Annotated in this window: 9 protein-coding genes and 2 tRNA genes; 7 read left to right on the plus strand and 4 right to left on the minus strand. The window is 67.8% G+C overall.

Annotated elements, in window-relative coordinates; translation table 11 throughout:
- Nucleotides 1-244: 244 nt before the first annotated feature.
- Nucleotides 245-991, minus strand: coding sequence for an SPOR domain-containing protein (locus MLE18_RS14130; RefSeq protein WP_243439447.1), 747 nt, complete (start codon nucleotides 989-991; stop codon nucleotides 245-247).
- Nucleotides 992-1,076: 85 nt separating this feature from the next.
- Between MLE18_RS14130 and MLE18_RS14135 the strand changes: the two genes are divergently transcribed.
- Both MLE18_RS14135 and MLE18_RS14140 read left to right on the plus strand, forming a co-directional pair.
- Nucleotides 1,077-1,150, plus strand: a tRNA-Gln gene (locus tag MLE18_RS14135).
- A 13-nt stretch (nucleotides 1,151-1,163) separates the two neighbouring features.
- Nucleotides 1,164-1,241, plus strand: a tRNA-Glu gene (locus tag MLE18_RS14140).
- A 107-nt stretch (nucleotides 1,242-1,348) separates the two neighbouring features.
- Here the strand turns inward: MLE18_RS14140 and MLE18_RS14145 are convergent.
- Together MLE18_RS14145 and MLE18_RS14150 are read right to left on the minus strand one after the other, a co-directional pair.
- Nucleotides 1,349-1,753 carry a hypothetical protein gene (locus MLE18_RS14145; RefSeq protein ID WP_243439448.1) on the minus strand — a complete coding sequence of 135 codons (405 nt, stop codon included), beginning with the start codon at nucleotides 1,751-1,753 and terminating at the stop codon, nucleotides 1,349-1,351.
- A gap of 227 nt (nucleotides 1,754-1,980) precedes the next feature.
- Nucleotides 1,981-3,921 carry an esterase/lipase family protein gene (locus tag MLE18_RS14150; protein ID WP_243439449.1) on the minus strand — a complete coding sequence of 647 codons (1,941 nt, stop codon included), beginning with the start codon at nucleotides 3,919-3,921 and terminating at the stop codon, nucleotides 1,981-1,983.
- 426 nt (nucleotides 3,922-4,347) lie between these two features.
- Here MLE18_RS14150 and MLE18_RS14155 point away from each other — a divergent pair, with 426 nt between their 5' ends.
- From MLE18_RS14155 to MLE18_RS14170, 4 genes are all read left to right on the plus strand, one after another.
- Nucleotides 4,348-5,544: an efflux RND transporter periplasmic adaptor subunit gene (locus tag MLE18_RS14155; RefSeq protein ID WP_243439450.1), complete on the plus strand. Its 1,197-nt coding sequence runs from the start codon at nucleotides 4,348-4,350 to the stop codon at nucleotides 5,542-5,544.
- Nucleotides 5,541-8,786: an efflux RND transporter permease subunit gene (locus MLE18_RS14160; RefSeq protein WP_243439451.1), complete on the plus strand. Its 3,246-nt coding sequence runs from the start codon at nucleotides 5,541-5,543 to the stop codon at nucleotides 8,784-8,786. Before MLE18_RS14155 ends, MLE18_RS14160 begins: the two co-directional genes overlap by 4 nt.
- 104 nt (nucleotides 8,787-8,890) lie before the next feature.
- Entirely contained in the window at nucleotides 8,891-10,084 is a 1,194-nt protein-coding gene (locus MLE18_RS14165; RefSeq protein ID WP_243439452.1) for a TOBE domain-containing protein, read from the plus strand.
- A 110-nt stretch (nucleotides 10,085-10,194) separates the two neighbouring features.
- On the plus strand, nucleotides 10,195-11,202 hold the full coding sequence (locus tag MLE18_RS14170; protein WP_243439453.1) for an efflux RND transporter periplasmic adaptor subunit: 1,008 nt from the start codon (nucleotides 10,195-10,197) through the stop codon (nucleotides 11,200-11,202).
- A 206-nt stretch (nucleotides 11,203-11,408) separates the two neighbouring features.
- On the opposite strand, the gene MLE18_RS14175 is transcribed toward MLE18_RS14170, so the two are convergent.
- Complete coding sequence (locus tag MLE18_RS14175; RefSeq protein WP_243439454.1) at nucleotides 11,409-11,828, minus strand: winged helix-turn-helix transcriptional regulator; 420 nt, start codon at nucleotides 11,826-11,828, stop codon at nucleotides 11,409-11,411.
- Between the two features lie 124 nt (nucleotides 11,829-11,952).
- On the opposite strand from MLE18_RS14175, the gene MLE18_RS14180 reads away from it, so the two are divergent.
- Nucleotides 11,953-12,570 (plus strand): flavodoxin family protein, encoded by a 618-nt coding sequence (locus MLE18_RS14180; RefSeq protein ID WP_243439455.1) that lies wholly within the window; start codon nucleotides 11,953-11,955, stop codon nucleotides 12,568-12,570.
- Nucleotides 12,571-12,578 lie beyond the last annotated feature (8 nt).

Raw genomic sequence — 12,578 nt, forward strand, 5'->3', positions numbered from 1 at the left:
TGGCCGCCGGAGGCCCTCTTTGAACACGCGGATGCGCCCCGGGGTACAAGCCTCCGGCGGCCAAAGGGCTTCGCCCATTGGAATCCCTTTCCGGGATGCTTGGGGCGTAAGGAATCCTTGTCTGATGCGGTCCCGGCAGGGGAGCCGTCCCCTCGGGGGAGAATGCGCTTTATCCTGTCCCAAGGGCCGGGACGCTCCGCTCCCTCGGCCTCACGGCGTTGCTCCTTATGCCCCGGCTGGCCGCTCAGTCCCTGGCGAGCACGAAACAGTCGGGGAAATCGGCCAGGAGCCGCTCCTGCGCGGCCTGGGCCTCGGACAGGGTAGGGAAGGAGCCGGCCTGCACGCGCCAGAGCATCACACCGGTCTGGTCGCCCTGCTGGATGCGCGTGTCGGGGTAGCCGCGCGCGATCATGCGCGCCCTGAGCCGCTCCGCGTTGGCTGTCACCGCGAAGGCCCCCACCTGCACGGTGAAGGGGCCGGGCAGCTGGCCATCCTTCATGCCGGGCACGTCGCCCTCGGTGCTCAGCCGCACGCGGGCGGTGCCCCTGCCGTGGAAGCCCAGGGCCTTGGCCCCGGCCGGGGTCAGGTCCACGCAGCGCCCGGCCACGAAGGGCCCCCGGTCGTTGACCCGCACCACCACCGAGCGGGAGTTCTCCAGGTTGGTCACGCGCAGCATGGTGTTGATGGGCAGCACTTTGTGGGCGCAGGTCAGGTCGCCCGCGTGCAGGCGCTCGCCGTTGGCCGTGGTCTTGCCGGAGAACCAGCCCGGCTCGTACCAGGAGGCTAGGCCCTCCTCCTGGTAGCCTTCCGCGCTGGCCAGGGGCCGGTAGGTCTGCCCCTTGATGGTGTAGGGCCGCTGGGTGCCCTTGCCGGCGGGCTTGGGCGCGTGTGAGGCGCAGCCGATGAGGGCCAACGCCAGCGCGAGGCCCGTGACCAGCGGGAGAAGCCGCCGCAGGGCGCGGGTATCGTGCGATTTTTGCGTTGTGGACATGCCCGGAGGCTAGGGGAAACAAAAAATGTGCGCAAGAGTGTTGACATTCCGGGGCGAGCGGAATAGGAACGCTTCTCCGCCGCGCTGGGGGATCGTCTAGCGGCAGGACTATGGACTCTGACTCCATCAACCTAGGTTCGAATCCTAGTCCCCCAGCCAACTTACATAGCGCGTCCCCATCGTCTAGCCTGGTCCAGGACGACGGCCTTTCACGCCGTTAACAGGGGTTCAAATCCCCTTGGGGACGCCACGAAAATCAGCGGCTTACGCCACGAGCGTAAGCCGCTTTTTCTTTTGCCCAAACCCATTCCGCTTCCCCGCGCCCCCGCCGTTGGGCCGTAACCGGGGGCCTGCCGTTTATTTCGCCTTGCGGTAGGTGCCGCCGAAATAGCCCGACATGCCGCATTCGCCGCCCTTGGACTCGGCGTCCACCAGGGCGGTGTCCCCCTTGAAGGAGATGGTGAACTTGATGCCGTCGTCCTTGGTGCCGCCCTTGGCCGGGAGGTCGTCGTCCACGCGGCCCCCGCCTTCGTCCATAGGGGTCTCGAAGGTCTCGAAGTCGCACATCTGGCCGTTGCTCAAGCTGGTGGTCTTGAACTTGAAGACGAAACCCGGCCCCATGCGCGAGATCGTCATGGTGCCCTTGTAGCCGCGCTCGTTGTAGACGTAGCGCCCGGTCACGTCCCTGGCCTGGCATTCGCCGGCCAGCGACAGGCCCAGGCCCGCCAGGGCCAGGCAGGCGATCAGAATCCCTTTGCCCATGCGTACGCTCCTTTGCGATCGTTTGTGCGCCCCACGGCGGAACGCGAGCGGGATGATACGATGGGGAGCCGGCCGAGTCTGTAGGGGGAATTCCGGATAGGGTGTCCAGACCGCAGGACGGCTCCGGGCGGTTTCCGCGTTCAATCTCTTCCGATCAATGCCGAGTCCGGGGCGCATCGGCTGCGCCTGCCCGATGGCGGCCGCCGGGCGTGGCCCGGCGCGCACCCTTATTGAGGCTTTTCGCCGTTTTTCCTCATGTGCTCCAGCATGATCCGCCTCACCTCGCGGATGGCCAGCGGGTTTTCGTGCGCGCCGTGGCCCGACTTCACGATCAGCTCCGTCTGCGCCCCGTCCAGGTGGGAGCTCCAGTAGGGCACCACGCCGTCCGTCCCACCGGCCACCCCGGCCTTGTCCTCGTTGCCGATGATGGAGTGAAAGGGCACGGCCACCGGCATGGCGGCAGTGGTCGTCAGCATGGGGTTCTTGGGGGAGAGGCTGTCGATGCCCGTGGGCAGGCCCTCCAGGGCGATGCCGGATTTGGGCGTCCCGATGGATTGCAGCAGCGTGGCCCCGGCCTTGGCCAGGGTCAGGGGCAGGGTCACCAGCGCCCTGCCGATGCTGCCGATGGTGCCGAGCGCCATGCCCGAGCCCCTGTGCGGCGTGCTGATGAACACCGCCTCGCTGATGAAGGGCAGCGGCTTGAAGAAGAAGGACTTGTTCAGCAGCTCGCGCACGTCCTGCGGCAGATTCAGCTCGGAGGGCTGCTTGTTGGTGAGCAGGTTCCAGAGCCTGTCCCCGCTGTCCTGCACCATGGCCTTGCTCAGGAGCCCGCCCATGCTGTGGCCCACGATGAGCATGTTGTTGAAGGCGGGATTCCTGCCCTCGGGGTCGTAGGTGCGGCGCACGTGCTCCAGGGAGTCGCGCAGCAGCGAGGCCGAGTAGAACACCGGGTTGCCCGTGGGGTAGGAGAAGTACCAGAACTGGTAGCGCTCCCGAAGCTCCGGGTCGCCCATGAGGCCGTTGATCATGGGCAGCCAGGTCATGGGCGAGCTGATGAGCCCGTGCACGAACACCACCGGGATCTTGTCCGCCTGGTAGGGCTGGAGCATGTACAGGCCCTGGGCCGCCTTCATGGCCTCGGGGTCCATGAGGCCCTTGATGCCGCCCTGCGGCTTGGCGTGGGCCGCCATCCAGGCCAGGGGGGTCGTGGTGTCGGACTCCAGCGGCACGTTCGTCGACCCCACCTGCACGGTGCTGGCCCGCATGGGGTCGTAGAACTCCAGGCTGCACCGGTAGACGGCCCCGCCGCCTGAATCCGGGCCGGACTCCCGCCCGGGCCCCATCCCAGGCTCGGGGTCGATGCGCAGGAAGAGGGTGGCCGCGACCACTTGGCGCACCTTGGGCAGGAAGCGGTCCTCGGGGCGATCGTCCCTGGCCGAGCCGTCGCGCACCAGGATGAGCGGCACGCCGAGCCCGGGCAGCGAGTACGTGACGTCCAGCCCGGAGACGGCGAATTCGAAGGCCAGATGCATGTCGGAGATTTCCTCCGGGGCGAAGGGCAGCCCGCTGCGCCGCTCCTCCAGCAGCAGGGACCCGGCGGCCAGGGGCAGGCTCATCCCCTTCTGGAAGCGGATGCCCGCGGCGCGGGCGCGAAGCAGGTAGCGCGACAGGGAGCGGTTGTGGAACTCGGCGGCCAGGCGCGTGTTGGGGCGCAGGTAGTCCATTGTCGCGGCGACCCTGGGGTCGAACAGGAACAGGTAGGCGTAGAGCGCGCAGGAGAGGTCGTAGCGGGCGGCTTTGTCCGGCTCCGAGGCCAGGCTCTTGGCCTGCAGGTGCGAGAGCTCCACCAGGGCGAACAGCGTGCCCGGGCCCGGGGCGGCGTGGTACTTTTCGTCCAGGCGGGCGATGAGGCCCTCGGGGTCGCTCTCCCACTGCGCGGCCAGGTCGCGCTGCTTGAGGAAGGCCAGGGTCAGCTCGCTGGGCCTGGAGGAGTTGATGGCGCTGCGGTCCAGGGCGTCGAAGCGCTGGGAAATGGGGCTGGGCTTGACCGAGACCCCGGCGCAGCCCGACAGGGCCGCCGCCAGCATCAGCAGGGCCAGAAGCACGGTGAGCGCGCGAAGCGCCTGGGTGTGGGAACCCTTCCTGGGCCGGGAATCGGGGATGTTCATGCTCCGCCTTGTCGTCTGGTGTTGGTGTTGGGGCCGACGCCACGGCGAACTGAACCGGTGGCAAACGCGTCCATTCGTAGGATAAAGCACACCCGGCGTCGAGCGGCTATTGCGCGGCGGAACGGGCGGACGGCCGGAGCATCCGGCGTTCGGTTCGAACGCGGCCTGCTGAACCCATACCCAATACCGGATCGGAATGGGAGGATTCGACTCCTCGTCTTCCTGGACGCAGCGCCAGGCCGCAGCGATGCATAACGGACGCTTCATCACGGATATAACGGGGCAAAACACACGTCGTGCGCAAGACATACTTTGAAGGGAGGAATGAACGCTGAGCCGCGCTGGTGATTGGCGCAGCCGCAATATTGAGGTAGGCTCGCGCAAGAATCCATCCAATGCCGGGATACCCCGGAAACGGAGCCGCCCATGCGCCTTCTCCCGCCGCCGCCCGGGCCTTGCCTGGCCCTGCTGTTGATCGCCTCGCTCCTGGCCGCCTGCGGCCGCGAAGCCCCGCCCCCATCCGTCAGGACAGTCACGGCCCGCACCGGCGTGGTCAGCGTGGAGGAGGCCGTGGAGTGCCGCTCCTTCCCGGCCCAGGTGGAGTCGCGCAACAGCGTCACCCTGGCCAGCAAGCTCTCCGGCGCGGTGGTCGAGGTCATGGCCCGCGAGGGCGCGGCCCTCAAGGCGGGCGACCCCGTCATGCGCATCGACGACAAGGACCTGCAGAGCCGCGCCCAGGGGCTCGCAGCCTCCGCCGGCCAGGCCTCCTCGGAGCGCGAGGCCCTGGAGGCCCGGGCCGCGCACGCCAAGGCCAATCTGGAGCGGCTCACGAAGCTGTTGGCCCAGAAGGTCATCAGCCAGGACGACTTCGAAAAGGCCAGGACGGAATACCTGGCCCTGGCCCGCGAGGTGGAGGCCATCGCATCACGCGGGAAGGCCGTGGCCGCCCAGAAGGAGGAGCTCAAGTCCCTGGGGGCGTACACGCGCATCACGGCGCCGTTCGACGGCGTGCTGGCCCGGCGCTATGTGGACCTGGGGGCCTTCGTGAACGCGGGGCAGCCCCTGGCCATGATCGACGACGTGGCCAGCGGGTTCGACCTGGTGGCCCAGGTGGACGAAAGCCTGCTGCCCGGGCTCGCGCTGGGCCAGCAGATTGTGGGGGCCTTGCCCGCGCTGGGGCCGGAGCCCTTCGCGGCCAAAGTGAGCGCCGTGGTGGGCCGGGTGGACCCGGCCACCCGCACCTTCAAGCTCAAGGCGGAGCTTCCCCGGGCCGGCGCGGCCCAACCCAAGGCGGGCATGTACGGCCGGGTGTTCCTGCCGGTGCGGACCTCGAAGAAGCTGCTGCTGCCGCTTGATTGCCTGCGCATGCGCGGCGACCTTCCGGCGGTGTTCGTGGTTGGCCCCTCCGGCACGGCTGAGTTCCGGGTGATCAAGCCGGGCGGACATTTCGTGAAGGTGCTGCTGGATGGCAAGCCTTTCCTCACGGATTCCGAGGCCTTCGATTCGCCAGGCGCACCCGGCTACGTGGAGGTGCTCTCCGGGCTCTCCGGCGGCGAACGTGTGGTCTGCTCCGCCACAGAAACGCTGCGCCAGGGCGACCGCATCGCCGAGGCGGGCCAATGAGCGCCCCCGAGCCCCCCAAGCCCCACGGCCACGACGCCCTCTCGCGCATAACCGCCTATTTCGTGGACTCCAAGCTGGTGCCGCTGGTCATCCTGGCGGCGCTGCTGCTCGGCGTTTTCGCCGTGACCGGCACCCCCAGCGAGGAGGAGCCCCAGATCGTCGTGCCCATGATCGACATCCACGTCTCCATGCCCGGGGCCGGGCCCAGGGAGGTAGAGAGCCGCGTGGTGGCACCCATGGAGAAGCTGCTCTGGGAGATACCCGGGGTGGAGTACGTCTATTCCACCGCCCAGGACGGTTCGGCGCTGACCGTGGTGCGCTTCAAGGTGGGCGAGGACGCCGAGAAGAGCACGATCAAGACCTACGCCAAGCTCTACCAGCACCTGGACTGGATACCCCCCGGCTGCTCCCAGCCCATCCTCAAGCCCCGCGCCATCGACGACGTGCCCGTGGTGGCCGTGACCTTCCACGGCGGCGGGCTGGATTCGCGCCAGCTGCGCACGGTGGCCCTGCAGGTCAACGAGGAGGTCCGGCGCATCCCCGGCGTCTCGGAGACATCGGTCATCGGCGGGCGCAAGCGGGCCGTGATGGTGGAGCTGGACCAGGAGCGCCTGCGCGCCAACGGCCTGGACGCCGTGGACGTGCTGGAGGCCCTGCGCGGCCAGAACCAGGGCGAGACCGTGGGCGAGACCATGCAGGACGGCCAGGCCGTGAGCATCCGGCTCGACAACTTCTTCCGCACCCGGAAGGAGCTCTCCCGGGCTGTGCTGGCCGTGCGGGACTCCAGGCCCGTGTACCTTGGCGACGTGGCCAGGATCACCGACGGCTTCGACGAGCCCGGGGACTACGTGTTCTTCCTGCGCGGGCGGGCCTCCAAGGCGGCCAAGGGCCAGACCCCCGACATGGAGCCCGCCGTGACCCTCACCGTGGCCAAACGCGCGGGCGAGAACGCCACCCGGCTGTCCGAAGCGGTGTTCGAGCGCGTGGAGGCCCTCAAGGGCTTCGTAATCCCGAACGGGGTAGAGGCCGAGACCACCCGCGACTACGGCTGGACGGCCCGGGCCAAGGTGCACGAGCTCCTGGAGCACCTGATCCTTGCGGCGCTCTCCGTGGGCGTGATCGTGGCCCTGTTCCTGGGCGCGCGGGCCAGCCTGGTGGTCATGGTGGCGGTGCCCGTGACCCTGGCCGTGACCCTGGCCGTGTACTGGCTGCTGGGCTACACGCTCAACCGCGTCACGCTCTTCGCGCTCATCTTCTGCATCGGCATCCTGGTGGACGACCCCATCGTGGACGTGGAGAACATCGTGCGCCACCTGGACCTGCCCGGCAGCTCCAAGCGGCCCTTCAGCCAGGTGATCATCGAGGCCGTGAACGAGGTGCGGGCCCCCCTGGTGCTGGCCACGTTCACGGTCATCGCGGCCATCATGCCCATGGCCTTCGTGGGCGGGCTCATGGGGCCGTACATGCGGCCCATGCCCATCGGGGCCTCCCTGGCCATGCTGTTCTCCATGGGCGTGGCATTCGTCATCACCCCCTGGACAGCCAAGCGGGTGCTCGCGCGCAGGCCCGCCAAGGCCCACGCCCACGCGGACGACGCGGGCACCAGGCTCTACAAGCGGCTCATGACCGGGCTCATCCGGGAGCCGCGCAAGCGCCGGGGATTCCTGGCGCTGGTGGGGGGGCTGCTCCTGCTGGCCTGCGCCCTGTTTCCGCTCAAGCTGGTGCTGGTGAAGATGCTGCCCTTCGACAACAAGAGCGAGTTCCAGGTGGTGGTGGACATGCCCCTGGGCACCCCCCTGGAGCAGACCACCCGCGTGGCCGGGGAGCTGGCCTCGGAGATCCTCAAACGGGCGGACGTGGCCGACGCCCAGATCTACGCGGGCACGTCCGGCCCGTTCTCCTTCAACGGGCTCATCCGCCACTATTACCTGCGGCGGGGCCAGAACGCGGCGGACATCGCCGTGAACCTGGCCCCCAAGGGCGAGCGCGGCCTGCAAAGCCACGAGATCGCCAAGCAGGTTCGCCTGGCGCTGGCCCCCATCGCGGAGAAATACGGGGCCAGGCTCAAGGTGGCGGAAGTGCCCCCCGGCCCCCCCGTGATCCAGACCCTGGTGGCGGAGGTCTACGGCCCGGACGAGGCGGGCAGGCTCAAGGTGGCCCGTCAGGTCAAGGAGGTGTTCGCGCGCACCCCGGACGTGGTGGACGTGGACTGGTACGTGGACGACCCCCAGCCCGAGCGGGTCATCCGCATCGAGCGCGACAAGGCCCTGGCCAACGGCATCGAGCCCAGGCGCGCCCTGGAGGCCGTCACGGCGGCCCTGCGCGGCGTACAGGCCGGGCTGCTGCACGACGAATCCGCCCAGGAGGACGCCCCCGTGGTGGTGCGCCTGCCCCTGCGGGACAGGGCCCACGCCACGGACATCCCTGCCATCCCCATCCGGGGCGCGCAGGGGCAGATGGTCTCCCTGGAGCAGATCGCCACCATCCAGGAGCGCACGGTGCCTTCCGCCATCTATCACAAGAATTTGCAGCCCGTGGTCTACGTCACGGGCGACATGGCCGGCAGCGAGGAAAGCCCGGTATACGGCATGGGGCGCATCACCCGGGAGTTGGAACGCCTGGGGGCGGAAGGGCAGGGGGCCTGGCAGGCCGGAGGGCGCGAGCCCCTGCCGGTGCTCTACACGGCGCAGCCCAAGTCCCTGGCCGGGTACTCCATGAAGTGGGACGGCGAGTGGCAGATCACCTACGAGGTCTTCCGGGACATGGGCATCGCCTTCGGCGTGGTGATGATCCTGGTGTACATCCTGGTGGTGGGCTGGTTCGGCTCCTACACCACGCCCATAGCCATCATGTCGCCCATCCCGCTCTCGCTCATCGGCATCATCCCGGCCCACGCCCTGGCCGGGGCTTTCTTCACGGCCACCTCCATGATCGGCTTCATCGCCGGGGCGGGCATCGTGGTGCGCAACTCCATCATCCTGGTGGACTTCATCGAGATGCGCAGGCGCGAGGGCGTCAGCCTGGAGGACGCCGTGGTGGAGGCCGGCGCGGTGCGCTTCCGGCCCATGCTGCTCACGGCCATCGCCGTGGTGGCCGGGGCTTTCGTGATCCTCTTCGACCCCATCTTCCAGGGGCTCGCCATCTCGCTCATGGCTGGCGAAGTCGCGGCCACGGTGTTCTCGCGCATGGTCGTGCCGGTGATGTACTACCTGGACCAGCGAAGGGCGGCCGCCAAAGCCTGAACTTTGCCGCGCGTCTCCGGGCGGGCAGGTCACTCCAAGCTGTGAACGCGTGACATATTGGACAATTTTGACATAACTGGTATTCCTGGACATGGAGTGCCGAAATGAAACAGCAGGATCTCGTAGCCGCTTTGGGGTCCCTCGGAGACCAGGAACTCAAGGACATTCTGGACCGCGTGGCCCGCGCCCGAGAGGGCGGGGGAGCGCCGCCGCCACGCCGGGGGGCCGGCTGCGGGCCCGGCAAGGCTCCGGCGGGGGGCGGCAAAGCCCCGTGCCCGGCCATGGCCTTCGAGGTGCCCGGCGAGGTCAAGCATCTGGACTTCATCCACCTGCACGAACTCACCGAAGCCTTCCGGCTTTGGTACGAGGGCGCCAAAAGCCCAGCGCGCAAACGCGCCCGGGGCCGCATCTGGATGCTCTACCTGCTCATCCGCTACGGCGCGCTCAAGCTGGGCGAGGCCCTGGCCGTGGACGACCGCGCCGACTTCGACTTCGAGCGGGCCTGCGTGATCATCCGCGGCGACAGCGACCGCGAGGTGCAGCTGCCCCGCGAGATATCAGACACCCTGGCCAGGCTGCTGGACGACCCCATGTGCGCCTCCCTGCGCGGCGAGGTCTTCCGGCTGGACCAGGGCTTCGTGCGCCGCAAGTTCTACGAGCGCGCCCAGGAGTGCGGCATCCCCAAGGATTTCATCAACCCCCGGGTGGTGCGCCACTCGCGGGCCGTGGAGCTTTTGCGCGGCGGGCTGCCCCTGCAGGTGGTGCAGGCCATCCTGGGCCACCAGAGCATCACGCTCACAGCGCAGTACGTGGCCTTCTCCGACGACGACGTCAGCCGCATCGTCAACCACTACATCCTCAAGGAAAGAAAGATGAAGACAAGCGCGCGCAACGCGTTCACAGGCAAGGTCAGCAACATCCGCAAGGGCGAGATTCTCTACGAGGTGGAGCTGACCACCCCCAGCGGCCTCAAGGTGGTCTCCACCATCACCCACGACAGCATGGACACCCTCAAGCTGGAGCTGGGCTCCCCCGTCACGGCAACGGTCAAGGCTCCGTGGGTCATCCTGGTCAAGGACGACATGAAGTTCAAGACCAGCGCCCGCAACAAGTACGCGGGCAAGATCGTGAAGATCACCGAGGGCCAGATCGCCGCGGAGGTGGTGGTGGAGCTGCCCGACGGCACCAAGGTCTGCGCCCTGGTCACCGACGAGTCCGTGAAGAGCTTGGAGCTCAAGGTCGGCGACGGGATCTGCACACTGTTCAAGGCATTCTCCGTTATCCTCAACGCCGAGTAGCCGCTTCGCGCACCCCCCTCCCTGGAGGGTTCAGTTTATCCGCATTGTCCTGTAAGAAGCCCCCTGGGCGGCCGCCGCCGGAAGCGCGGCGGCCCCCACGGAGGTTCACGATGCTTATCCGTCCGCTCGTTTACGCGGCCCTGGCCGCGTTGCTCCTGGCCGCGCCCGCGGCCGCGGAGACCATAACCTTCCAGGGGAAGACCTTCAGCCCCAACGGCTACGACCTGGGCACCCCCCATGCCTCCCCGGCCGACATCGCGGCCTTCGAGGCCGAGGCCAAGGCCCAGAGCGCCAAGAAGAAGGACGACGAGGAGCAGCCCCTTGTCCGCCCCTTCACCGGCACGATCAAGATCCTTAAAATCCTGGTCAACATCGGGGACATGGTGGTGCCGGAGCAGCCCCTGATCGAGTACTCGCTGCCCCTTTCGGTGGTTGAGTCCGAGCTGCACAGGCTCTCCAGGTACGATCTGCGGATGCTCGACACCCAGGTGGAGCGTCTGCAGATCTCGCTGGACAAGCGCAACGCCGACTACAAGGAAATCAGGATGCGCGCCGAGAGGGGCCTGGCGTCCGAGCAGGAGATGACCGACGCCCGGCGCGAGATCGAGCTGTCGCGCATGAAGCTGGAGATGTACCGCCAGCTCTACAAGGCCGAGAAGGACCAGCACCAGGCCTTCGAGGACATCTTCACCTCCAAGTTCGGCAAGGTGAACCCGCAGACCCAAAAGCGCCTGACCTTCACCGGCAAGATCCAGGCCCCGGACGCGGGCGTGGTGCTGGCCGTCAACCCGGCCATCGTGCCCGGCATGGAGATCGGCAAGCCCACCTACGTCATGCGCATCGGGCCCATCGACCCGCTCATCATCCGGGCCCTGGTGCACGAGTCCCTGGTGGTCAAGCTGCGCGAGGGCGACAAGGCCAAGGTGCGCTTCGACGTGCTGCCCGGCAAGACCTTCGATGCCGTGATGAGCCGGGTGGGCATCTCCTCGGCGCAGTCGGACCCGCAGTTCCCCTCGCACTACGAGGTGCAGCTGACCCTGCCCAACCCGGACAAGTCACTCCGGGAGGGCATGCGCGGCAACGTGACCGTCGAAGTGCCGGACGCGCCCCGGAGCTGACCCCCCGGCCGCCATGGCTTCGGGGCACGGAAAAGACCCGGAACGCATGCAGGCGCGCTCCGGGTCCGGCTTTTCAGGGCCATTCCGGCCCGGCTTCAACAGACTGAAGGACTCCTCCACGGCGGATACAGCCCGGCCGGGGCGGCCTCAGGCCTCGAAAGGCGTCCTGATCCGGGGGCATCGGCCCCCCGGGGCATTCCCGGGGCCTACTCCCCCACGGCCGCCTCGCGCTCCCCGTTGCGCGGTTCGTATCCTTCGCCCTCGGAGAGCCTCGCCCCGCCCATGCGATCCTCGTAGAGCTCGCCCCATTGGCGCAGCTGGTCCAGTATGGGCACCAGCCCCGCGCCCAGCTCCGTCAGCCCGTACTCCACCCTGGGCGGCACCTCGCGGTACACCGTGCGGTGCACCAGCCCGTCCGCCTCCAGCTCGCGCAGCTGGCGCGTGAGCATGCGCTCGGTCACGCCGGGCATCCCGCGCCTGAGTTCGCTGAAGCGCAGCACCCGCGCCTCCGAGAGGTGGTAGAGGATGATGGGCTTCCACTTGCCGCCCATCACCTGCAGGGTCAACTCGAAGAAGCAGCGGTACTGCCTGCCGTTCAACTCTTTGGTTTTGCACGCCTTGGCCATCTCTCGCCTCACTATACAAAATGATAGTATGATACATTTGAGACCATACTTGCGTTTTCATCCGCAAGCACGCATATGGCAGCCAAGAACACCACGCGTCAAGAACGCGCAGGAGGTCACACGAATGAAAGCCATCGCCATCAACGGCAGCCCGCGCAAGGGCGGCAACACCGAAACCCTGCTCAAGGCAGTGCTCGCCCCCCTGGAGGAAGCCGGCTGGGAGACCAGCCTGGTGCGGATCGGGGGCAAGAAGGTCCGGGGCTGCAAGGCCTGCTTCAAGTGCTTCGAGCTCAAGAACGACCACTGCATCATGGATAAAGACCTGCTCAACGAGACCCTCCAGGCTGTTCTGGAGGCCGACGCCCTGATCCTGGGTTCGCCCACCTACTTCGCGGACGTCTCCGCCGAGATGAAGGCCTTCATCGACCGCGCGGGCATGGTCTGCATCGCCAACGGCGGCCGCCTGGCGGGCAAGATCGGCGCGTCCGTAGTGGCCGTGCGCCGCGGCGGGGCCACCCACGTTTTCGACACCATGAACCACCTGTTCCAGATCTCGGGCATGATCATCCCCGGCTCAACCTACTGGAACATGGGCTACGGCCTGGCCCCGGACGACGTCTGCAAGGACGCCGAGGCCCTGCGTAACATGGGGCACCTGGGCAAGATGATCGCCTGGCTGGGCGAGGTGGTGGTGAAAAACAAGGCCACCATGCCCGCCATGCCCGCCGTGGGCGAAGGCTGAGGAGGCGC

The organism is Fundidesulfovibrio soli (assembly GCF_022808695.1).
Taxonomy (GTDB): Bacteria; Desulfobacterota; Desulfovibrionia; order Desulfovibrionales; family Desulfovibrionaceae; genus Fundidesulfovibrio; species Fundidesulfovibrio soli.

Excerpts from the sequence above, each read along its gene's own strand:
- MLE18_RS14175 (WP_243439454.1), bottom strand. The coding sequence starts at position 11,828 with ATGGCCAAGGCGTGCAAAACCAAAGAGTTGAACGGCAGGCAGTACCGC.
- MLE18_RS14170 (WP_243439453.1), top strand. The coding sequence starts at position 10,195 with ATGCTTATCCGTCCGCTCGTTTACGCGGCCCTGGCCGCGTTGCTCCTG.
- MLE18_RS14145 (WP_243439448.1), bottom strand. The coding sequence starts at position 1,753 with ATGGGCAAAGGGATTCTGATCGCCTGCCTGGCCCTGGCGGGCCTGGGC.
- MLE18_RS14160 (WP_243439451.1), top strand. The coding sequence starts at position 5,541 with ATGAGCGCCCCCGAGCCCCCCAAGCCCCACGGCCACGACGCCCTCTCG.
- MLE18_RS14150 (WP_243439449.1), bottom strand. The coding sequence starts at position 3,921 with ATGAACATCCCCGATTCCCGGCCCAGGAAGGGTTCCCACACCCAGGCG.
- MLE18_RS14165 (WP_243439452.1), top strand. The coding sequence starts at position 8,891 with ATGAAACAGCAGGATCTCGTAGCCGCTTTGGGGTCCCTCGGAGACCAG.
- MLE18_RS14155 (WP_243439450.1), top strand. The coding sequence starts at position 4,348 with ATGCGCCTTCTCCCGCCGCCGCCCGGGCCTTGCCTGGCCCTGCTGTTG.
- MLE18_RS14180 (WP_243439455.1), top strand. The coding sequence starts at position 11,953 with ATGAAAGCCATCGCCATCAACGGCAGCCCGCGCAAGGGCGGCAACACC.
- MLE18_RS14130 (WP_243439447.1), bottom strand. The coding sequence starts at position 991 with ATGTCCACAACGCAAAAATCGCACGATACCCGCGCCCTGCGGCGGCTT.